The following is a 20,419-nucleotide window of genomic DNA, read 5'->3' on the forward strand; positions in this document are numbered from 1 at the left end:
TCCTGAATTAATAGTGTTTGAATCAGACTTTAACGGTTTCGTCCCCGGGTTGCCCGCCGGTCACTACCGCCAGCTCGTCGCTGGAAAAGACCCGGTCGATGTCGAGAATGATAATGAACTGTTCGTCGCGCTTGCCCATCCCCTTGATGAACTCGGTGCGCAGCCGCGTGCCGATACGGGGGGGCGGCTCGATCTGCTCCGGCTCCAGGTCGAGGACTTCCTGCACCGAATCGGCCAGGGCGCCGATGACGGTGGTCTCCCCTTCCAGGTCGATCTCGGTGATGATGATGCAGGTGTTGACGGTCTTCTCCGTTTTGGCCATGCCGAACTTGAGGCGCATGTCCACCACCGGCACCACGTTGCCGCGCAGATTGATGACCCCACGCATGAATTCGGGCGTTTGCGGCACCTTGGTCATTTCGGTGAAGTCGAGCACCTCGCGCACCTTGTCGATGCCCAGAGCAAAGACTTCACCGTCCAGCCTGAAGGTCAGGTACTGGTTGGTCTCCATGCCGTTTTCCACACTCATACATACTCCTTCCTGTTTCGATATATGGGACTCTGCCTATTTCGGGTTTTCTTGCTGTTTTTCCTGTTCCACGGCCTTGAGCAGGGAGGCAAGATCGAGGATGAGGGCCACGGAACCGTCGCCGAGGATGGTGGCACCGGAAACGCCCTCGATTCCGCGATAGAAGCGCCCCAGGGACTTGATGACGGTCTGGTGCTCACCGATGACGTGATCGACCACGAAGCCGATCTGCTGCTGGTTGACGCGGGTGATGACGATCTGCTCGACGGCCGGCCGCTCCCCGGTCATGGCGAACCGTCGGCGCAGATCGATATAGGGAACAAGCTGGCCGCGGACGTTGGCCAGGCTGCGGCCATTGGCCTGACCGCGTGTCTCGGCAGTCAGCTCGATGCACTCTTCGATGGCGTCGAGAGGGAGGACGAAATGACTGTCGCCAAGGCGCACCAGCAGGCTCTCGATAATGGCCAGGGTCAAAGGGAGGCGGATGCTGATGAGGGTGCCCTTTCCCGGCTGACTGTCGATCTCCAGACTGCCGCGCAGGGCCTCGATGGCCCGCTTGACCACATCCATGCCGACGCCGCGGCCGGAGACGCTGGTCACCGAGGCGGCCGTGGAAAAGCCGGGCGCAAAGATAAGCTGGTAGAGATCGTGATCGGCCAGCACCTCGCCTTCGCCAAGCAAGCCCCGGTCGATGGCTTTGCGGCGGATCGCCTCGCGATTGAGACCGCCACCGTCGTCCTGGATGCGGATGAGGACGCTGTCACCCGAATGCTCGGCGGCAAGATGAATGGTGCCCAGGCGAGGCTTGCCCGCCGCCTGACGTTTTTCCGGCGGCTCGATGCCGTGGTCGATGCTGTTGCGGATGAGGTGTACCAGGGGGTCACCGAGCTTTTCGATAACGGTCTTGTCCAGCTCCGTATCGCCGCCGCTGGTCTGCAGGTCGATCTCCTTACCGAGCTCGCGGGAGAGATCGCGCACCAGGCGCTTGAACTTGCTGAAGGTGGTGCCGATGGGGAGCATGCGGATATTCAGCGTGTTGTCGCGCAGCTCGGCGGTGAGGCGCTCGACCTCTTCGGCGATGGCCAGCAGGTCCGAGTCGTTGCGCTGCGCCGCCACCTGGCTCAGACGCGACTGCACCGTGACCAGCTCGCCGACCAGGTCGACCAGGGCATCGAGCTTTTCCGCCGGTACCCGTAAGCTGCTCTGGGCCTCTTCCTGCTTGCGTTTTTCCTGCAGCTGGCGCACCTGGTGCTGCTCGGCCAGGGCCGCCGCCACCTGGCCGGGTTCAACCAGGCGCGATTCGATGAGTTTCTCGCCGAGCTTCTTCTGCTGGCCAAGCAAGTCCTGCAGTTTTTCCTGGCTGATATCCCCCCGCTCGACCAGAATCTCGCCGAGCTTTTTGGTGTACCCCTCGGCCAGGTCGAACCCGTCGTCGATGCGGTCGATGCGAATTTCCGCCTCATCCTCGACAAAAATGAAGACGTCGCGGATGGCATCGAGGCCGGCCTCGGTGGTCAGCACCACGTCCCAGGTGACGTGACACTCTTCCGGGTCGAGGTCATCGAGAAAGGGGATGTTCTGCGGCTGGGCCACAATTTCACAGGAACCGAGATCACGCAGTTCGTTGAGCAAAAGGACCGGATTGGTACCGCCCCGCAGCAGTTGGGGGAAAGGTTTGAAGCGCACCCGGTACACGGCAACCTCGGTCTCCGTCTTTTTGCCGACCGCTTTTTCTTCTCCTTTTTGACTGCCGACCGCCGCCAGCTGCGGCTGCAGGGCACGAAAGGCTTTGACCAGGGCGGTGCCTTCCGGGGAGTCATCGGGACGGGCAGGATCAGCTACGTCGAGCAGGCGTTTGATCTGGTCCCGCGCCGCTAGAGAAAGATCCACCAGCTCGCGGCTGACAGACAGTTGGCCGTTGCGCACCAGATCAAAGACCGTTTCGACCTCGTGGGTAAAGGCGGCGATGGCCTCGAAGCCGAACATGGCCCCCGACCCCTTGATGGTGTGCATGGCCCGGAAGACCCGCCCGACCACGTCCATATCCTCGGGGCGCTCTTCGAGTTCGAGCAGGGATTCTTCCAGTTCGGCCAGCAATTCGTTGGCTTCTTCCCGAAAGGCGGCCCGCTGTCTTTCCATCATGGCGGCAATGTCACTCGTGCTCATGGCCATCCTCCACCCACAGGCAGTTGTCAGGGGCATTGCTGAGCGGGCAGCTGCAATGACGGTCAAAACCAGCCTCGGTCTTAAGACCCTCCAGCGAAGCGGGCAAGCTGGCCAGGGTCAGCGATTTACCTGCCCTCGCCGCCGTTCGGTGGGCGGAGCACAGCAGCTGCAGCCAGGGAAAGTCCATCTTCTGCGCCTGGGAGCAGTCGACCACCACCTGGTCGCTTTGGCTCAAGGCCTGCTGCAGCAGTGTCTTCAGTTCGGCGACTTCCTGGATGGTCAGCGCCCCCTTGAGACGAACCAGGCTGATGCCCCCACTCTCTTCAATAATCCGCTGTGTCTGTTGTTCCATGAGTTCCCCTTGTCGGAGCGGCAATTAAATTATCCGATGAGCTTTTTGACCACTCCGAGCAGCTTGGCCGGATCGAAAGGTTTGACGAGCCAGCCCGTCGCGCCGGCAGCCTTGCCCTTGGCCTTGAAGTCGTCGCCGGCCTCGGTGGTGAGCATGAGCATGGGGGTGAAACGGTAGGCCGGCAGTCCTCGCAGATTCTGGATAAGAGTAATCCCGTCCATGTTCGGCATGTTCAGGTCGGTGATGACCAGATCAAAGCTCTGCCCCTGGGCCTGGTTCAGGGCAGCCTGTCCGTCAGCGGCTTCCACCACTTCGTAGCCGGCCCCCTTCAGGGTGAAGCTGACCATTTGCAGAATGGAACGGGAATCGTCTGCTGCCAGAATTTTTTTCATGTGCCCTCCGTATGTTCGTCAGTGTGCAAGCCGCGCTGGGCGGCATCGTTAAAAGAGTTCGATGGAGCCTTCATCCAGGGTCTTCTGGGAGACGGGGTTGTGCTGGGCCTGCTCCACCAGAATGGCCGCCTGCCCGAGGACGTCCCGGAGGGCCCGTAGACGGAAGTTTCCATCGGTTGTCTCACCTTCTTCCCCCTCATCCGCCGATTTCCCCAGAGGCAGAGAAGAGAGATCGTTCAGCACCGCTTCGAGCACCTCGATGCGCCCGTTGACATGGCCGAGCACCTGATGGGCCATATCCTGAAATTGCAGGGAAGTGACCAGGGAGCGCACCTCGAGGCCAACGCTCTCGGCGATAGTGGAGATCCGGGCGGCGGACTGTTCCACCTGGCTGTCGAATTCGCGACTCTTCTGCAAAAGACCCACCACCCGATTTCTGGCGTCGGCGACCATGCTGGCGTCCTGGGCGGCCATCTGTTCCATGGCGGCACCCACCGCCCCCAGACCGTCGGAGATGCCGCTGACGGCGTCGCTGATCTGATCGCTGAAGCGGTTGGAGCGGGCCGACAGGTTGCGTACCTCTTCGGCCACCACCGCGAAGCCCTTGCCGGCCTCGCCGGCCCGGGCCGCCTCGATGGCGGCATTGAGTGCCAGCATGTTGGTCTGCCGGGCGATGGTGCGGATTTCTCCTAGCTGGCCAAGCACCGTGGCGAAGCGGCTGTTGGTCTGCTGCATCTCGCGGATGAGGCGTTCGGCCACCTGCCCGTTCTTTTCCGCCGCCTCGACGAAGCCGTGCAGCATGGTTTCGATTTCGGACAGGAAGGCGGCCAGCGACTGCTTGCCTTCGGGCGCCTCCCCGCTTTTCTCCGCCTTGCCGGTCAGCTGCAACGACAGCTGCTGCTGCTGCCGCGTCTGCTGCTCAAGGCCGGTAAAGCCCTGCACCAGCCGGTTGATGGCGTCGTCGAGAATGCCCTGCACCTGAGTGTTTTCCGAACGCATGCTGGCGAACTGGCCGTTGAACTTTTCCTGCAGGTCGGTAAAGAGGATCTGGGTCACCTGCTCCAACGCCATCACCCCCTCGGTAACGGACAAATCAGTAGCCGAAGTTTCCGCACCCGGCTCTGGCTTGGAGGAACGCAGCCGACTGGCCAGCGTCTCGGCCGCTTTTCGGGCACCTCTTTGCAGGGACGGCAGAACCCGGCTGACAACTTTCTGATTGAATCGGGACATCTGTAACGGCATGAAATTTCCTTTTTTTTAATGAATCAAACAGCCTTATTTCCTTGACGAGACTTTGCTCCCCAGGAGCGAGGCGACCAGGCTCTGGGCCGGCGCCAAAGAGAGTTCCTTCTCCACCAAAGATTCTCCTTGCATGAAAAGATGCCGGGCCAGTTCACCCTGTACATCGAGCACCAGCAAAGGCCTGTCTCCTTCCTGGCGACACAGCCTTTTGAGAAAAGCCGATTTGCGCACTTCGCTCCAGCAGCCTGCCACCAGGATCAGAGCCGCCTGCGGTTGGCGATCCCCATAGACCGACAGCCAGTTGATCGCCTCTTCCATACCCTGGACGTAGGCTACCTGATAGCCGGCCAGCTCCAGGAGAAACCCCGTGGACGTCGATCGTTTACATCCTTGTTCACAATACAAGATCATCTGTTTGCTCATATCTCCTCAACTTTGGCCACACCGGACAGCGCCGGTGTCATGAACATTTCCTAGAGCAAAGGCAATGCCAAACCGTATACGCTTTCTAAGCTACTGATATTAAATAGGTTTATCCTCTAAGCAAAAACAAAAAGGCTGCAACCGAAGTTGCAGCCTTTTTCCAAAAAAACCAATATCTGGTTATATTTTTGCTATGTTAGGTGACTTTTCCACCAAAGTTGACAGTGCAACCCTGGTTGCACCCTTTTCTCACGACGAGGTGGAGTTTTTTTTCAGCCTTTTACTCAAAGCCTGCCGAGATATGCCGAGCATGCCGGCGGCGATGCCCTGATTCCCCTGGGCCCGGCGCATGGCTTCATCAACCAGCTGCGATACCGCGTCTTCGATGCTGGGAAGTCGGGGGGGGAAAGAGCAGGTCACAGAGGCCGCCGTCTCGTCCTCACCGGAGAGCTCAGTCCCGCCGCTGGATTCTCCCATAGCCTTTTTGAAGGCCGCCATGGAGAGTTTGCCCGATTCATGCAGGCTGACAGCGTCATAGACCATGGCCCGCAGCTCGCGGACATTACCGGGAAAATGATAGCTGCCGAGCAAGGCCAGGAGTTCGGGGGGTGGCGTGGGGCGTTTTTTGCCCAGCTCCTCGGCGGCTTCGGCCAGAAAATATTCGAGCAGCAAGGGCAGGTCGTCGCGGCGCTGGCGCAGGGCCGGTACCTGGGCGTGGTGACCGCGCAGACGGTAGTACAGATCCTTGCGGAAACGCCCCTGCTTCTGCAGCAACTCCAGGTCCTGGTTGGTGGCCACCACGATACGCGCCCGGCAACGCTTGGGCTTGTCGCTGCCCAGGGGCAGGTATTCTCCCTCCTGCAGCAGCCGCAGGAGCTTGACCTGGGAGAGGGGACTGAGATCGCCGATTTCATCGAGAAAGAGCGTGCCCCCCGCGGCCTGCTCGATCATCCCGGGACGATGCTGATCGGCACCGGTGAAGGCGCCGCGCACATGGCCAAAAAGGGTATCGGAGAAGACATTGTCATCGAGCCCCGCCACATTGACGGGGACCCAGGGCTCTGCTTTGCGGCTGAGCAGATGGACAGCCCTGGCCAGCAATTCCTTGCCGGCGCCGCTCTCACCCGTAATGAGCACCGGCTGCCCGCTTGGCGCCACGGCTTCGAGGTAGCGGAACAGGGCCAGCATGCGGCAATTTTGGGTGTGAATGCGGCTGAAGGCTTCGGGGTTGCGAAGCTCTTCGTTGAGCACCTGCTGCTGCAGAGCACGGTTTTCACCCTGCAGTTCGAGAAAGCGCAGGGCACGATGGATTCCGGCCAGCAGGGGACCTTCTTCCGAGGTCTTCACCAGAAAATCAAAAGCGCCGAGCTGCATGCATTGCACAGCCGTTTCGACCTGGTTCAAAGCCGTGTTGACGATAACGGGGATCTCGGGATACTGCTCGACGAGCAGGGGGAGCAGTTCATCGCCCGGCAGATGGGGCATGGTCAGATCGAGCAGGATCAGGCTCACCGGGCGTTCGGCCAGAATCCCCAGCACCTGACGGCTGTCCTGGCATTCGATGATGTCGGCAAAACCGCCGCTGCGTTGCAGGGTGCGGCTCAGCGCCCGCAGCCACAGGGGTTCATCATCGACCAGCAGCAAGGACTTGTTGTGACGTATGGGCATATCCTCTACTCCTCTGGGGCAACAGGTAACCGCAAAATGACCCGCGTCCCTTCTCCCGGGTTCGATTCGAAAGACAGGGTGCCGCCGTGTTCCCGGACGATACGCGCCGACACGGACAGGCCCAGCCCCGTCCCCCCTTCTTCGCGGCGAGTGGTGAAGAAGGATTCCGTGAGGCGGGGCAGATTCTCGGGGGCGATGCCCACTCCCTGGTCGGCCACTTCGAGGACCGCCTCGGACGCCGGGGCGTCGAAGGAGGTCCGGATGGTAATGGAACGGCTGCGGTCGGGCAGGGCCTGACAGGCGTTGACCACCAGGTTGATGATAACCTGCTCGATGCGCTGCATGTTGCCAAGAAGCAGCGGCATGTCTGCCCCGTAGTGCGTCACCAGATGATCGGTGGCCTTGTGGATGGGGTTGGCGACCAGACGCAGGGCGGCCTGCACCGCCTCATTGAGCAAAAAGTTCTCCTGGCGGTCGGTGCGTTCCCGACGCACGAAATCCTTGAGATCCTCGACAATGCGCTTGATGCGGCGGGCGCCCCCCTGAACTTCGTCCAGTACCTGGGGGATCTCCTCACGCATACGGTGGTAGGGGAAGCCGGCGAGTTCACCATCGGGGTTGGTGCGGAAATGGGTATCGAGAATGGGCAGGGATTCGTCGAAGACATCCTGCAGCAGGGGCAGGTTGAGCAGGATGAGGGCGTTGGGGTTGTTGATCTCATGGGCCACTCCTGCCGTCAATTCCCCCAGAGATGCCAGTCGGCTGGATTGGTTGGCCTCTTCGCGCAGCTTGAGCTTTTCGGTGATGTCGCTGGCCAGCTCGATGACCTGGTGCACCGTACCCTTTTCATCCTTCAGGGGAAATGCCTTGACTCCCCAAATGCGGCCGTCGGGTGTCGAGATAACCTCTTCCGCCGTTTGACCCGTCGAAAAGGCAACCCGAGAGGGACAATTGCTGCAGGGAATATCGGATTTGTAATGGCAGGTTCTGCCCACCATCTCGTCCGGCGTGATACCCAAATAATCGGCCGAACTCTTATTGGCCCAGACGATCTTAAAATTGCGGTCCAACAAGTGCAGGATATCGGGTATGCCGTCTAATAGTGTTTTCAATTGATCAGAAAGCTCGCGTTTCTGCTGCTCGCTTTCCCGCAAAGACTGCTCTCGCTCGGCAATGGTCGTGGCCATGTCCTTGAACGCTGTCGAAACTTCGCCGATTTCATCATCCGGCCCTTTAGGCAAGGTAAACCGGTAGTCGCCAGCCGCCACGGCCAGGGCAGCCTGGCGCAGAGGCCGTAAGCGATTGAGAATAAAGACGCTGAGCATGGCGATAAGCGCAATAAAGAGGATGAGATAACCGGTGAGGTGGTCGACGAGATTCATCCAGAACAGACGGTTGGTCATGGATTTAATCGCAAACCCCGGCATCTTGATGCTAAAAATGCCAACGAGTTGCCCGACACCATAGTCATAGCCGGCATCATAGCGGGCACGGATGCTGGCAGGAGCGGTAGCGCTCTGGCCGTGGCAGGTGAGGCAGTAAGCTTCCGTACGGATGGGGGTGGCGTAATGGTAGATCGTTTGACCTGACTCTAGCTGGTAGACGTGCAGTCGCTCTGTCTCGGCAGGATTTCCGCGAAAATAGGCGATAGCCTGGCGCTCGATATCATCTGCCAGATTGTCGGGATTGCGGGGGTTTTCAGAGACGTTGTTGAAACTGATACCGCTTGGATTGCGGTTGGAAAAGTCGACCGAAATGCGCCGCAGGGCATGAGCCGGAAGAAAGCCGAGGGTCTCGTCAGTCAGGGGCAGGCCACTGTCAAGGAACTGGTGGTGATAGACTTGGCGGATAGCCATAACCATGCTGTGCAGGGCGCGTGCCTCTTTCAGCATGAGGTCGCGTACTTCCCACTGCACCCCCTGGTACCGTAGAATTTCGACTAGAAAGAGGGATACTGCAAAGAAGAGAAGCATGGCTAAGGTCAGACGGGTACGCAGCCGCATGGGATCTCCGGATGTCAAGAAATTGGCTTGCTAACGGTCCGGAGGGGAGAAATGCAAACGGCGTGCCGCCGGCGCGGCGCTAAAGGCCGAGGTAGGCTTTTTTCACTTCATCGTTATTGAGCAAATTTTCGGCGGAGTCGACCAGGGTAATCCGGCCGTTTTCCATGACATAGCCGCGGTCAGCCAGTTTGAGGGCCTGGTTGGCGTTTTGCTCCACCAGCAGCACCGTGGTGCCGTATTCCTTGTTGACCTTGCGGATGATTTCAAAGATCTGCTGGATGATCAGGGGCGCCAGTCCCAGTGAAGGTTCATCGAGAAGCAGCAGGCTGAGGCGGGCCATGAGGGCGCGGGAGATGGCCAGCATCTGCTGCTCGCCGCCGGAAAGGGTGCCGCCGAGCTGATGGCGGCGCTGGGCGAGAATGGGGAAGAGTTCGAGGATGATCTGCAGATCCCGCTGGGCCTTTTCCTTGTCCTTGCGCAGAAAGGCGCCCATCTCCAGATTTTCCATGACCGTCATGTTGGGGAAGATGCGGCGTCCCTCCGGCACCTGGCAGATGCCGAGCTGGACGATTTTTTCCGGGCTCATGCCGTTAATGGGCGCCCCCTTGAAATAAATTTCGCCCCGGCGCGGCGGCACGATGCCGCAGATGGACATGAGGGTGGTGGTCTTGCCGGCGCCGTTGGCGCCGATGAGAGCGACGATCTCCCCTTCGGCGATGTCGATGGAAACATCGTGCAGGGCCTGGATGTTGCCGTAGTAGGTCTGGACGTTGCGCAGGCTAAGCATGGGCTTCCTCTCCAAGATAGGCCTCGATGACGCGGGGGTTGTGCCGGATCTCCTGGGGGGCGCCTTCGGCGATCTTCTTGCCGTATTCCATGACGGTGATCCGGTCGGAGATGTTCATGACCAGCTTCATGTCGTGCTCGATGAGCAGGATGGCCATGCCATCTTCGTCGCGGATGCGCACGATGAGTTCGTCGAGGGCCCGGGTCTCCTGGGGATTCATCCCCGCCGCCGGTTCGTCGAGGAGCAGCAGAAAGGGATCGGTGGCCATGGCCCGGGCGATCTCCAGGCGACGCATGGCGCCGTAGGGGAGATTGCGGGCAAATTCGTTGGCGAAGGGGGCCAGGCCGACCTTCTGCAGCAGGCGGTAGCTCTTCTCGATGGTGTCGACCTCTTCCTGCCGCGTTTTTTTGCCGCGCAGGATGGCGCCGAGGATGCTGGTGCTGGTACGGCAGTGGCAGCCGATCATGACGTTTTCGAGCACGGTCATGGCCGGGAAGAGGCGGATGTTCTGAAAGGTGCGAGCCATGCCAAGGGTGGTTATCCGGTTGGGCTTCAGACCGTTGATGCGGCGGCTTGGCCCTTTGGGCGGATAAATGACAACATCCCCCCGGCTCGGCTTGTAGATGCCGGTAACGCAATTGAAGAAGGTCGTCTTGCCGGCGCCGTTGGGACCGATCAGGGCGACAATCTCTCCCGGGCACACCTGCAGATCGACCCCGTCGATGGCACGCAGGCCGCCGAAATCCATGGTCAGATTGCTGACTTCAAGCAGTTTATCCATGTTCCCCCTTGCCGGCGGGTTCTGCGGAGAGACCGCGATATTCATACTTACGGCGGATGTTGCTGACCAGCCCCTGGGGCCGGAAGATCATCATCAGCACCATCACCGCCCCAAACACCAGCATGCGATAGTCGGCGAAGGCCCGCAGATACTCGGGCATGAGGATCAGCACCAGGGCCGCCACGATCACCCCGACGATGGAGCCCATGCCGCCAAGGACGACGATGGAGAGCACGATGGCCGACTCCATGAAAGTGAAGCTGTTGGGATTGATGTAGGTGTTGCGGGCGGCGAAGATGACCCCCACCAGGCCGGCCCAGAAGGCGCCGAGGGCGTAGGCGGACAGCTTGGTGCGGGCCATGTCGATGCCCATGGCCACGCAGGCGATCTCGTCCTCGCGCAGGGCGATCCAGGCCCGGCCGATGCGGGAATCCTTGAGACGGTTGACGACGAAGATGGTGAACAGCACCAACAGGATCATCAGGTAATAGGTATAGATGGTCGCCCCTTCGATGCTCATGTCCAGGCCGAAGAGACCGGGCCGGTCGATGTTGGCGATCCCCTTGGCCCCGTTGGTAACGACTTCCCAGTTCTCGATGACGATTTTAGCGATGGAGCCGAAGCCGAGCGTGACGATCGCGAGATAGTCACCGCGCAACCGCAGAATGGGGAAGCCTAGCAGGGTGCCGAGCAGAGCTCCGGCCAGCCCGCCGATGGGAAGGCAGATCCAGAAGCCGAGGCCGAACTGGGTATTGAGCAGGGCGTAGGTATAGGCCCCGATGGCGAAGAAGGCGACGTAGCCCAGATCGAGCAGCCCGGCCAGCCCGACCGTGATGTTGAGCCCCAGCCCCAGCACGACAAAGATCAGAGCCAGCACCATGATGTTGACCTGGTAGACGTCAAAGACCCAGGGGAATAGGATCGCAAAAGCCAGGACAGCTCCGATGAGGGGACGGTAGATCTTGGCCTCTTCCAGGATGCGCTGGCCGATCCCCGGCCGCACCTCCTCTTCCCCCATCTCCATCTTTTTGGAACGTTTCGCCCGCCGCGCCAGGGCCCAGCGCCAGATGAAGGAAAGCACAAAGGCGCCGAGGCCGACCCAGAGGACGTTGAACCAGCGCCACTCCACCAGGTTCTTGAGGGTGTTGACCTTCACCACCACGAAGGGAAAGGTGAGGAACATGAACCAGAGCGCGATGCCGAGAGAATGTTTGATATGTGCCAGCATGGTTTATACTCCCGCCGCCGTCAGACCTTCTGCTTGACGGCCTTGCCAAGCAGGCCGGCCGGTCGCAGGATGAGGATCAGAACGAGGACGCCGAAGGCAAAGACGTCCTCGTAGGCGCTCGACACGTAGCCGGCGGCGAAAGCTTCCGCCAGTCCCAGCACCAGGCCGCCGAGGGCGGCGCCGGGGATGTTGCCGATGCCGCCCAGCACGGCCGCGGTAAAGGCTTTGACGCCGGCCATGAAGCCAATATAGAAGTTGATCTGCCCGATGTAGGAGCCCACCAGCACTCCACCGATGGCCGCCAGCACCGAGCCGATAATAAAGGTCATGGAGATGACGCGGTCGACGTTGATCCCCACCAGCCGGGCCATGATGAGATCCTGCTGGGTCGCCCGCATCGCCTTGCCGATGCGCGTGTACTTGATCAGCACGGTCAGCCCCATCATGCTCAGGGCGCTGGTTACCAGAATCACCAGTTCGGCCGAGCCCATGATGTGGGCAATGGGTTCCATAAAGGCGAAATCGGGGACGAGCTGCGGAAAGGGGAGAAAGTCGGGGGTCTGAGCCAGCAGGACATAGTTCTGCAGAAAGAGCGACATGCCGATGGCGCTGATCAGCGGCGACAGCCGCGGGGCGTTGCGCAGCGGCCGGTAGGCGATGCGCTCGAGGGTGAAGCCGTAGGCAGCGGCGTAGATGACGGCGATCAGGGCCGCGAGGATGAGGATGGACACCCCGGAAAATCCATAGATGGTCAAAACGCCGGAGACGATCAGGGCCACGAAGGCGCCGATCATGTAGATCTCGCCGTGGGCGAAATTGATCAGCTGGATGATGCCGTACACCATGGTGTAACCCAGGGCGATGAGGGCATAGATGCTCCCCCGGGTCAGGCCGCTCAGAAAGAGTTCGAGAAAGTAGTCCATACGACTCCGCTAAAAAGGGGGGCAGGCCTGAACCTGCCCCCCTAGGCATTACTGAACTTCGAGGAAGGTGCCGTCCTTGACCTGATAGACGGAGAAGCCGACCCCTTCGGCGTCACCGCGGGCGTCAAAGCGGATCTTGCCCAGTGTCGTGTCGACATAGGAGGTCTTGAGGGCGTCCGAGAGCTTGGCGTAGTCGACGCCGCCCACCACCTTGATGGCGTTGAGAGCAGCCTGGATGGCGGCATAGCCCTGGTCGTAAAAGGTACCCGGCTCCTTGCCGTACTTGGCTTTGTAGGCTTCACGGGCTGCTTGGTTGAGGGGGAAGCGGGAAACATCCATGGGGCCGGTGGCGTAGACGCCCTCGGCGTTGGCGCCGGCGATTTCGAGGAAGCCATCCCCCTTGATGCCGTCCGGCCCGATGAAGGCCGTGTCAACACGCTTCTTCTTCATCTGCCCCACCAATTTGGAGGCCTCGGGGTGATAGCCCCCGAAGATGACCGCCTCCGCCCCTTCGCGGCGGATCTTCTGCACGACGGCCGAGTAGTCCATAGCACCGGGGGTGATCCCTTCGTACATCACCACTTTGGCCAGGCCACCCTGCTCGATGGTCTGCTGGGCGAAGTCGGCGAACCCCTTGCCGTAATCCCCCTTGTCATGAATGATGGCGACCTTTTTGGCGCCGAGTTTGCCGGTGACGAACTCAGCCGCGAGCTTGCCCTGCATGTCGTCAGAGGCAATGGTGCGGTAGAAGTTGGGATATTCCCCGCTCTGAGTCAAGGTCGGGGTCGTGGCGGAGGGGGAGATGGCGATGACGTTGGCTTCTTTATAGATGCCGAGAGCGGCCTTGGTAGCCCCGGAGCAGACGTGGCCGATGACGACGGCGGCACCCTGGGACACCAGCCGGGTCGCGACGTTGGTGGCGATTTCGGGTTTGCACTGGTCATCGAGGAGCAGCAGCTCGATCTGGCGGCCCAGTACGCCACCTTCGGCGTTGACCTGCTCAGCCACCAGCTGGACAGCCTCCATGGTCGGGATGCCGTAGGGCGCCAGATCACCGGTATGGGGTCCGGCCACGCCTATCTTGAAAGTGTCCGCTGCCCAGGCCGGAGCCGTCAAGGCAAAGAGACAAAGACAGAGGATGGAAAAAACGCGTCTGCTACGATAGAAGCTCATACTTTCCTCCTGGTCAGAAAAATAAACCGCACATGTGGAACAACCGCTCAAGATATAACGTTAATCCCTGTCCCCGTCAAGAGCTAATCGATTGAAATAACGATGAAATTCATTCAAGAAACATCATAAGGTTGGGCATATCTCCGGCGGGCCGCGATCTTTTCTGGACGGTTTAATGGCGACACCACCCTTCCCCCGCCAGGAAGTATAGCGCTTTTTTGGGGAGAAAAAGGCCTCCAGATTTTGCCAACCGTCCTGCGAAATTACGGAAAATACTATCCCAAACGCGGAAACAAAACGCCACACAGGAAAAGTGCGTTATGTACTGCAGTTAATGAATCGGATCTTTTGCAACAAAAACCTTGACTTTTAGCACTTGTCCACCATCTTTTCCCATGGTATAAGCTGCTTGTTCAGCCATTTTTAATGCATCGCCCGTCCAAAATTTTTCAGGGGAACCTTTATGAATCGTGGCCGCAAAGAACCTGTGCAGGTGGTCTGCCCCAAATGCCGCTTCACCGAAATTATCTATCTGCCCAGAGAAGACCTGCCGCGCTGCCCGGAATGCAACACGCCCATGATCATCCAGGAACTGCTGGATGAAGGAAAATCCTACTGACGACAAGAAGGTTTATCCACTTACCCCAAGGAGAGACGTCATGAAACGATTGCCTTTGCTGCTGCTCCCCCTGCTGCTTCTGCTGGCCCTCGCACCGGTCTCGATGGCCGACACCCTTGACGACATCAAGGAGAGAGGCGTGCTGCGCGTTGGCATGGAGCCGGGCTACATGCCCTTTGAACTGACCAACCAGAAGGGGGAGATCATCGGCTTCGACCCCGATGTGGCCAAGCGTATGGCCAAAAAACTCGGCGTCAAACTTGAGTTGGTCAGCACGGCCTGGGACGGCATCATCCCCTCGCTGATGACCGGCAAGTTCGACATCATCATGAGCGGCATGACCATCACCGACGAGCGGGCCGAGGTGGTTGACTTTGCCAATCCTTACATCATCATCGGCCAGACGGTCCTGCTGCGCAAAGACCTCGCCGGTGAAGTGACTTCGTACAAGACCCTCAACGACCCCAAATACAAGATCGCCTCCAAACTGGGCACCACCGGTGAATTCGCCGCCAAGGAGACTTTTCCCGACGCCCAGTATTTCTCCTACGAGACCGAGCAGGAGGCCGTCATGGAGGTCGTCAGCGGCAAAATTGACGCCTTCATCTATGATTCGCCCTACAATGCCGTGGCCTTCGCTGAAAAGGGTCAGGGCAAGCTGGTCTTTCTCGACGAGCCTTTCACCGAAGAGCGCATCGGCTGGGCCGTACGCAAGGGCAACCCCAAGATGCTGGAATTTTTGAACGCCTTCCTGGCGGAAATCAAGACTGACGGCACCTATGACAAGATCTACACCAAGTGGTTCAAGGACGACACCTGGCTGAAGGAACTCCAGTAAGATTTTTCGCCAGAGATTAACGACAGCGGCCCCACCAGGGGCCGCTTGATTTAAGGAAGACCTGACGTTTTGAATTCCGGCCATCAACTTTTTTATTCGAAGCTTCTGCTCGCCGCCATCCTGATCCTGGTGGCGGCGGGGATGTGGGGCGCCACGGCCCGCGTCGACTACACCTGGCGCTGGGAGCGCGTCCCCCAATATTTCCTCTACAAGGGGGAAGATATTCATAAAGCCGGCGAGGATGGCCGCGTGGACCAAGTGCAGGTCCAGGGCAAAAGCGCCCTCATCCAGATGCGGTACGACAACGGCGAGACCGAAGAATTCACCGTGGACGCGGACACGGTAAAAGTGACCGCCGGCGAAGAACTCTTCGAAGGGGATATCCTCGGTTTCAGCTCCGGCTGGCATATCGGCCCCCTGATCCAGGGGCTGTGGGTCACCCTGTGGCTCTCCCTGCTGTCAAGCATTCTCGGTCTGGCCCTGGGGCTGGTGACGGGCCTGTGTCGCGTGTCGAAAAACTACGTCCTCAAAAGCCTGGCCTCCATTTACGTCGAACTGATTCGCGGCACCCCCCTGCTGGTACAGATCTTTATCTTCTATTTCTTCATCGGCACGGTGCTCAACCTCGACCGCATGGTGGCGGGCATCGGCGCTCTCGGCATTTTTGCCGGCGCCTACATCGCCGAAATCATCCGGGCCGGTATTCAGTCCATTCCCCGGGGACAGATGGAAGCTGCCCGCTCCCTGGGCATGACCGTGCCCCAGGCGATGCGCCACATCATCCTGCCACAGGCTTTCAAACGCACCCTGCCGCCGCTGGCCGGGCAGTTCATCAGCCTGATCAAGGATTCCTCACTGGTGTCGGTCATCGCCATCACCGATCTCACCAAGAGCGGCCGCGAGGTCATCACCTCGTCTTTTGCCACCTTTGAAGTCTGGTTCACGGTGGCCGCTCTCTACCTTGTCGTCACCTCCCTGCTGTCGCAGGTGGTTTTCTGGATGGAACGGAGGCTTTCGGTCAGTGATTGATGCACGGCACGTTGTAAAGACTTTTCACGGGCGCGGCCAGGTGGTTCGCGCCGTCGACGACGTTTCCACCACCATCGCCAAAGGCGAGGTTGTGGTCGTCATCGGTCCTTCCGGTTCAGGCAAATCAACTTTTCTGCGTTGCCTGAACGGTCTGGAAACCTTCGATTCAGGCCATATCGTCATCGACGGCATGGATCTGGCTGACCGGCGCACCGACATCAATCTGGTGCGCCGCGAGGTCGGCATGGTCTTCCAGCAGTTCAACCTCTTTCCCCACAAGACGGTCCTGCAGAACATCACCCTGGCTCAGCAGGTGGTGCGGGCCCGCAAGAACGCCGAGGCCGAGGAGACCGCCCGCAAGCTGCTGAAAAAAGTCGGTATCGCCGAGAAAGAGGCCGAGTATCCGGCCCGCCTCTCCGGCGGGCAGCAGCAACGGGTGGCCATCGCCCGCGCCCTGGCCATGAACCCCAAGGTCATGCTCTTTGACGAACCGACCAGCGCGCTCGATCCCGAGATGGTCGGTGAAGTGCTCGATGTCATGAAACAGCTGGCTCGCGAGGGAATGACCATGGTGGTGGTGACGCACGAAATGGGTTTCGCCCGCGAGGTGGCGGACCGGGTGCTCTTCATGGATGCGGGCAAACTCGTAGAGGAAGGCACTCCGCAGGAAATCTTTTCGAATCCGCGGGAAGAGCGCACGAAACTCTTTCTCAATCAAGTTCTGTAAGCGCCTTAAGCCATCACATCAGAAAAGGGCGCCGGCTGGCGCCCTTTTTATTTGGGAAAAGGTCCGAGGAAAGACGGTGACACACACGAACAACGCCGCCGATGAGGCGGTGCAGGATATTTCGCCGGGCTGGCTGCGCGAGGGACTGGCCGCCGCCGCCCCCATCGCCCTCGGCTACTTTCCCCTGGGCCTGGCCATGGGCGTCTTGGGCCAGAAAGCCGGGCTCTCGGCCGGCATGGTCGCCCTGATGTCGCTGCTGGTCTATGCCGGCAGTGCCCAGTTCATCGCCGTGGCCATGCTGGGGACGGGAGCGGGGCCGGGGGCGATCATCCTGACCACCTTCGTCGTCAACTTCCGCCATCTGCTCATGAGCTTCGCCCTGTCGGTGCCTTTACGCGGGGCACGTCGCGGCTTTTTGTCTCTCTTTTCCTACGGCATCACCGACGAGACCTTCGCAGTCAACATGACCCGCTTCCGCCAGGGGGGCTGGGATCGGCGCCGCGCCCTGGTGGTCAACGAAGGCTCCCATCTCGCCTGGATCAGTGCCACCACCTGCGGGGCCTGGGCCGGCTCCTTTATCCCCGCCGGCGCGTTCGGCATCGATTATGCCCTGGTGGCCATGTTCCTTTGCCTGCTGGTCTTTCAACTGCAGGGGCGCCTCTATGTACTGACCGCCCTGGCCACCGCCATCCTGGCCGTCACCCTCTACCTGTTCGTTCCCGGTAACGCCTACGTGGTGCTGGCCTCGGTGGGTGGTGCCACCATCGGTTTCCTCCTGCAGAAACGCAAAAACCACACGCGGAGGGCGTCATGAGCCTGATGGACTATCTGCTGCTGGTCGCCGGCATGGGAGCCGTCACCTACATCCCCCGCTGGCTCCCCCTCTTTGCCCTGGCCCAGCGCCGACTGCCTCAGGGCCTGGTCGACTGGCTGCGACTGATCCCCGTCGCCATCCTCAGCGCGCTGGTGGCTCCGGCCCTGCTGGCCGACAGTGCCGCGCGCACCCTGTCCTTTGGTAAGCCCGAATTCTGGGTCGCCATCCCCACCCTCTTTTTCGCCTGGCGCACCCGCTCCCTGGCCGGTACCGTCATCTTCGGCATGTTCCTGTTCTGGCTGGCGGGAAAATTCTAAGAAGCCGAAGGATCAGGAGGTCACCCTTGGTTCGTGGCCCGGACGGCGCGGCACGACGGCCAGAGTCAGGCGCGAGATACAAACCAGCTTGCCCTGCTCATTACTGATGCGAATTTCCCATACCTGGGAACGGCCGCCGATATGGATGGGCGTAGCGAGTCCGGTGACAAAACCCTTGCGCACCGGGCGCAGGTGGTTGGCATTGATCTCCTGACCGACGCAGACCTGACGTTCCTGATTCACGCAGAGATTGCCGGCGATGCTCCCCAGGTGCTCGGCCAAGGCGACGGAAGCGCCGCCGTGCAGAACACCGAAAGGCTGATGCACCCGCGCCTCCACCGGCATGCGCGCCACCAGAGTGTCCTCGCCGATCTCGGTAAATTCGATGCCCAGATACTCTCCCAGGTTACCCGCCGACAGGGCGTTGATTTCTGCCAATGCATATTTCTTGAACCAGATGGCCATAGTGCGATTCTCCCGCTGATATTTTGCTGCAAGCTCTCGCCTTCCGGCGATTTTCTGTTTGAATGGGTAAAAAGGGCGAGAACGTTTTTTCGGCGCCCGGTGTGGGGGAAAAACGATGAGAGAGAACCGCCTGCGGGAAATGCTGCGGGTCATCGACCTGGAATACGGCCAGACCGCCTATGTCACGGGACGGTTCAGAGCGCCTCCCCGGATACTGGAGGCCATGGCGCGTGTGCCCCGGGACGCTTTCGTGCCCGCGGAAATGAAAGCCCGCGCCTATGACAACAACGCGCTCCCCATCGGCCGGGGGCAGACCATCTCCCAGCCCTTCATCGTCGCCCTGATGACCGATCTGCTGGAGACCGAACCGGATGACGTGATCCTCGAAATCGGCACGGGCTCAGGCTACCAGGCGGCGGTTCTGTCTCAGCTGGTGAAGCAGGTCTATAGCCTGGAGATTCTCCCCGAACTGGCCGAACGCAGCGCCCGTCTGCTGGCGGAACAGGGCTGCACCAACGTGGAGGTCCTCTGCGCCGACGGCACCCAGGGCCTGCCGGCGCGAGCGCCCTTTGACGGCATCATCGTCACGGCCGCCGCCAGCCACATTCCGCCGGCTTTGCCGAAACAGTTGAGGACGGGGGCTCGCCTGGTCATCCCCGTGGGGCCTCCCTACGGCCACCAGGAACTGCTGGTGGTCGACCGGGGAGAGGAAGACGAAATCACCACCCGCTCCGTCCTTGGCGTGGCGTTTGTCCCCTTGACGGGCGCCGGGTGGACCGACGCCTAGACGAACAACAGCGCTCAGCCCGGGATAACGTCTTCCGGCGGCTCTCCGCTCTCGCCCCCATCATCCTCAGCGGCCTTCAATTCGTCCGGCGTCTCCAGGCTGACGCGGCCGATCTTCCCCCCACGCAGTTCGAAGAGCAGAATCTCGGCGGCCCGATGACGGTCGACCTCGCCGCCGGCCACCAGACATCCTCGCCGCCGACCGATCTCCTGCAGCGTGTCGGCGGCTGTTGGCGGCAGTTCCGACAGGCGGTAACGGGTCTTCAGCCCTTCGGGATAACGGCGGGCCAGATAATCCAGCACAAAGAGCGCCACTTCGGGATATTCCATGACCGTATCGCCGATGGCCCCGCTGGCGGCGAGGCGGTAAGCGCCATCCTGGTCGGCCAGGTTGGGCCAGAGGATGCCTGGCGTATCGGACAGGACGATGCCGTTTTTCAGATCGATATGCTGCTGGCTCTTGGTGATGGCCGGCTTGTCCCCCACCTTGGCGATGGCGCGACCGGCCAGGGTATTGATGAGCGTGGACTTGCCCACGTTGGGGATGCCCACCACCATCACCCGCAGAGGCTTGCCGGGGACACCACGGTGGGGCGCCAGGCTGCGGATCAGCTTGAGCAGACGCGGCACCGAAGACCGGCTTTTCGCCTCGAGGGCGATGGCCTTCACCCCATGTTGGCGCTCGAAAAAAAGACCCCACTGACGGGTCACCTCGGGATCGGCCAGGTCGGCCTTGTTCAGCAATTTGATGCAGGGCTTGTTGCCGCGCAGCTCGGCCAGCAGCGGATTGGCGCTGGAGGCGGGCAGGCGCGCATCAAGCACTTCGATGACGACATCGATGGTGCGCATGGTTTCGCTGATCAACCGCCGGGCCTTGTTCATGTGCCCGGGATACCATTTTATGGCCATGGGGTTCTTCGCTTTCGTCTAGTTCAATTCTAAGGCCAGGAGCCTTACTGTTCAGATGCACAGATGGGCGACGTGTCTTGATTCCGGCAATTTTACGAATCCGCACGTGGCCGCGAGGGCAGACACCGGGTATAGTTTAACCATCAACGGATGCTTGTGGCAGAGCAGACGGTAGATAAAAACCTTCTTCATCACAGCAGCTCCTTTGGCGCGTCGAATTGCCCTCCTGATCGACGCGTCTTTTTTTG

At 60.4% G+C, this 20,419-nt stretch carries 22 protein-coding genes; 6 read left to right on the forward strand and 16 right to left on the reverse strand.

Going from position 1 to position 20,419, the window contains the following annotated elements; translation table 11 throughout:
* Positions 1-22 precede the first annotated feature (22 nt).
* The 14 genes from MJO47_RS00990 to MJO47_RS01055 form a co-directional block, all read right to left on the reverse strand.
* Positions 23-529 carry a chemotaxis protein CheW gene (locus tag MJO47_RS00990; protein WP_253959256.1) on the reverse strand — a complete coding sequence of 169 codons (507 nt, stop codon included), beginning with the start codon at positions 527-529 and terminating at the stop codon, positions 23-25.
* Between the two features lie 36 nt (positions 530-565).
* Positions 566-2,671, reverse strand: a complete 2,106-nt coding sequence (locus MJO47_RS00995) for a chemotaxis protein CheW (RefSeq protein ID WP_371926639.1) — start codon at positions 2,669-2,671, stop codon at positions 566-568.
* Between the two features lie 10 nt (positions 2,672-2,681).
* The gene (locus tag MJO47_RS01000) at positions 2,682-3,047 is read right to left on the reverse strand and encodes an STAS domain-containing protein (RefSeq protein ID WP_253959257.1); all 366 of its coding nucleotides are present in this window, start codon (positions 3,045-3,047) and stop codon (positions 2,682-2,684) included.
* Between the two features lie 29 nt (positions 3,048-3,076).
* A complete protein-coding gene (locus MJO47_RS01005; protein WP_253959258.1) occupies positions 3,077-3,439 on the reverse strand; it encodes a response regulator in 363 nt (120 codons plus the stop codon).
* A 48-nt stretch (positions 3,440-3,487) separates the two neighbouring features.
* Complete coding sequence (locus tag MJO47_RS01010; RefSeq protein WP_253959259.1) at positions 3,488-4,681, reverse strand: methyl-accepting chemotaxis protein; 1,194 nt, start codon at positions 4,679-4,681, stop codon at positions 3,488-3,490.
* Positions 4,682-4,714: 33 nt separating this feature from the next.
* Complete coding sequence (locus MJO47_RS01015; RefSeq protein ID WP_253959260.1) at positions 4,715-5,104, reverse strand: hypothetical protein; 390 nt, start codon at positions 5,102-5,104, stop codon at positions 4,715-4,717.
* 249 nt (positions 5,105-5,353) lie between these two features.
* Positions 5,354-6,772, reverse strand: a complete 1,419-nt coding sequence (locus MJO47_RS01020; protein WP_253959261.1) for a sigma-54 dependent transcriptional regulator — start codon at positions 6,770-6,772, stop codon at positions 5,354-5,356.
* A 5-nt stretch (positions 6,773-6,777) separates the two neighbouring features.
* Complete coding sequence (locus tag MJO47_RS01025; RefSeq protein ID WP_253959262.1) at positions 6,778-8,775, reverse strand: DUF3365 domain-containing protein; 1,998 nt, start codon at positions 8,773-8,775, stop codon at positions 6,778-6,780.
* Positions 8,776-8,854: 79 nt separating this feature from the next.
* Positions 8,855-9,562 carry an ABC transporter ATP-binding protein gene (locus MJO47_RS01030; protein WP_253959263.1) on the reverse strand — a complete coding sequence of 236 codons (708 nt, stop codon included), beginning with the start codon at positions 9,560-9,562 and terminating at the stop codon, positions 8,855-8,857.
* Complete coding sequence (locus MJO47_RS01035) at positions 9,555-10,343, reverse strand: ABC transporter ATP-binding protein (protein ID WP_253959264.1); 789 nt, start codon at positions 10,341-10,343, stop codon at positions 9,555-9,557. The genes MJO47_RS01030 and MJO47_RS01035 overlap by 8 nt, the downstream gene beginning before the upstream one ends.
* The gene (locus MJO47_RS01040; protein WP_253959265.1) at positions 10,336-11,571 is read right to left on the reverse strand and encodes a branched-chain amino acid ABC transporter permease; all 1,236 of its coding nucleotides are present in this window, start codon (positions 11,569-11,571) and stop codon (positions 10,336-10,338) included. Before MJO47_RS01040 ends, MJO47_RS01035 begins: the two co-directional genes overlap by 8 nt.
* 20 nt (positions 11,572-11,591) lie before the next feature.
* The gene (locus MJO47_RS01045) at positions 11,592-12,494 is read right to left on the reverse strand and encodes a branched-chain amino acid ABC transporter permease LivH (protein ID WP_253959266.1); all 903 of its coding nucleotides are present in this window, start codon (positions 12,492-12,494) and stop codon (positions 11,592-11,594) included.
* A gap of 48 nt (positions 12,495-12,542) precedes the next feature.
* A complete protein-coding gene (locus MJO47_RS01050) occupies positions 12,543-13,667 on the reverse strand; it encodes a branched-chain amino acid ABC transporter substrate-binding protein (protein WP_253959267.1) in 1,125 nt (374 codons plus the stop codon).
* Between the two features lie 331 nt (positions 13,668-13,998).
* Positions 13,999-14,292: a hypothetical protein gene (locus MJO47_RS01055; RefSeq protein ID WP_253959268.1), complete on the reverse strand. Its 294-nt coding sequence runs from the start codon at positions 14,290-14,292 to the stop codon at positions 13,999-14,001.
* 34 nt (positions 14,293-14,326) lie between these two features.
* Between MJO47_RS01055 and MJO47_RS01060 the strand changes: the two genes are divergently transcribed.
* The 5 genes from MJO47_RS01060 (at position 14,327) to MJO47_RS01080 (ending at position 18,011) form a co-directional block, all read left to right on the forward strand.
* Entirely contained in the window at positions 14,327-15,124 is a 798-nt protein-coding gene (locus MJO47_RS01060) for a transporter substrate-binding domain-containing protein (RefSeq protein ID WP_253959269.1), read from the forward strand.
* A gap of 69 nt (positions 15,125-15,193) precedes the next feature.
* Positions 15,194-16,153: an amino acid ABC transporter permease gene (locus MJO47_RS01065; RefSeq protein ID WP_253959270.1), complete on the forward strand. Its 960-nt coding sequence runs from the start codon at positions 15,194-15,196 to the stop codon at positions 16,151-16,153.
* Complete coding sequence (locus tag MJO47_RS01070) at positions 16,146-16,880, forward strand: ATP-binding cassette domain-containing protein (protein WP_253959271.1); 735 nt, start codon at positions 16,146-16,148, stop codon at positions 16,878-16,880. The genes MJO47_RS01065 and MJO47_RS01070 overlap by 8 nt, the downstream gene beginning before the upstream one ends.
* A gap of 76 nt (positions 16,881-16,956) precedes the next feature.
* A complete protein-coding gene (locus MJO47_RS01075) occupies positions 16,957-17,694 on the forward strand; it encodes an AzlC family ABC transporter permease (RefSeq protein ID WP_253959272.1) in 738 nt (245 codons plus the stop codon).
* The gene (locus MJO47_RS01080; RefSeq protein WP_253959273.1) at positions 17,691-18,011 is read left to right on the forward strand and encodes an AzlD domain-containing protein; all 321 of its coding nucleotides are present in this window, start codon (positions 17,691-17,693) and stop codon (positions 18,009-18,011) included. Before MJO47_RS01075 ends, MJO47_RS01080 begins: the two co-directional genes overlap by 4 nt.
* Positions 18,012-18,023: 12 nt before the next feature.
* On the opposite strand, the gene MJO47_RS01085 is transcribed toward MJO47_RS01080, so the two are convergent.
* Positions 18,024-18,476: a hotdog fold thioesterase gene (locus MJO47_RS01085; RefSeq protein ID WP_253959274.1), complete on the reverse strand. Its 453-nt coding sequence runs from the start codon at positions 18,474-18,476 to the stop codon at positions 18,024-18,026.
* A 115-nt stretch (positions 18,477-18,591) separates the two neighbouring features.
* Here MJO47_RS01085 and MJO47_RS01090 point away from each other — a divergent pair, with 115 nt between their 5' ends.
* Positions 18,592-19,263: a protein-L-isoaspartate(D-aspartate) O-methyltransferase gene (locus tag MJO47_RS01090; RefSeq protein WP_253959275.1), complete on the forward strand. Its 672-nt coding sequence runs from the start codon at positions 18,592-18,594 to the stop codon at positions 19,261-19,263.
* Between the two features lie 14 nt (positions 19,264-19,277).
* Here MJO47_RS01090 and ylqF read toward each other — a convergent pair whose 3' ends face one another.
* Complete coding sequence (gene ylqF, locus MJO47_RS01095) at positions 19,278-20,171, reverse strand: ribosome biogenesis GTPase YlqF (RefSeq protein ID WP_253959276.1); 894 nt, start codon at positions 20,169-20,171, stop codon at positions 19,278-19,280.
* Positions 20,172-20,419 lie beyond the last annotated feature (248 nt).

Origin of the sequence: Desulfuromonas sp. KJ2020, from assembly GCF_024197615.1 — a bacterium.
Taxonomy (GTDB): Bacteria; Desulfobacterota; Desulfuromonadia; order Desulfuromonadales; family SZUA-540; genus SZUA-540.

Coding starts and splice junctions, on each gene's coding strand:
- MJO47_RS00990 (WP_253959256.1), bottom strand. CDS start 529: ATGAGTGTGGAAAACGGCATGGAGACCAACCAGTACCTGACCTTCAGG.
- MJO47_RS00995 (WP_371926639.1), bottom strand. CDS start 2,671: ATGATGGAAAGACAGCGGGCCGCCTTTCGGGAAGAAGCCAACGAATTG.
- MJO47_RS01000 (WP_253959257.1), bottom strand. CDS start 3,047: ATGGAACAACAGACACAGCGGATTATTGAAGAGAGTGGGGGCATCAGC.
- MJO47_RS01005 (WP_253959258.1), bottom strand. CDS start 3,439: ATGAAAAAAATTCTGGCAGCAGACGATTCCCGTTCCATTCTGCAAATG.
- MJO47_RS01010 (WP_253959259.1), bottom strand. CDS start 4,681: ATGCCGTTACAGATGTCCCGATTCAATCAGAAAGTTGTCAGCCGGGTT.
- MJO47_RS01015 (WP_253959260.1), bottom strand. CDS start 5,104: ATGAGCAAACAGATGATCTTGTATTGTGAACAAGGATGTAAACGATCG.
- MJO47_RS01020 (WP_253959261.1), bottom strand. CDS start 6,772: ATGCCCATACGTCACAACAAGTCCTTGCTGCTGGTCGATGATGAACCC.
- MJO47_RS01025 (WP_253959262.1), bottom strand. CDS start 8,775: ATGCGGCTGCGTACCCGTCTGACCTTAGCCATGCTTCTCTTCTTTGCA.
- MJO47_RS01030 (WP_253959263.1), bottom strand. CDS start 9,562: ATGCTTAGCCTGCGCAACGTCCAGACCTACTACGGCAACATCCAGGCC.
- MJO47_RS01035 (WP_253959264.1), bottom strand. CDS start 10,343: ATGGATAAACTGCTTGAAGTCAGCAATCTGACCATGGATTTCGGCGGC.
- MJO47_RS01040 (WP_253959265.1), bottom strand. CDS start 11,571: ATGCTGGCACATATCAAACATTCTCTCGGCATCGCGCTCTGGTTCATG.
- MJO47_RS01045 (WP_253959266.1), bottom strand. CDS start 12,494: ATGGACTACTTTCTCGAACTCTTTCTGAGCGGCCTGACCCGGGGGAGC.
- MJO47_RS01050 (WP_253959267.1), bottom strand. CDS start 13,667: ATGAGCTTCTATCGTAGCAGACGCGTTTTTTCCATCCTCTGTCTTTGT.
- MJO47_RS01060 (WP_253959269.1), top strand. CDS start 14,327: ATGAAACGATTGCCTTTGCTGCTGCTCCCCCTGCTGCTTCTGCTGGCC.
- MJO47_RS01080 (WP_253959273.1), top strand. CDS start 17,691: ATGAGCCTGATGGACTATCTGCTGCTGGTCGCCGGCATGGGAGCCGTC.
- MJO47_RS01085 (WP_253959274.1), bottom strand. CDS start 18,476: ATGGCCATCTGGTTCAAGAAATATGCATTGGCAGAAATCAACGCCCTG.
- MJO47_RS01090 (WP_253959275.1), top strand. CDS start 18,592: ATGAGAGAGAACCGCCTGCGGGAAATGCTGCGGGTCATCGACCTGGAA.
- ylqF (WP_253959276.1), bottom strand. CDS start 20,171: ATGGCCATAAAATGGTATCCCGGGCACATGAACAAGGCCCGGCGGTTG.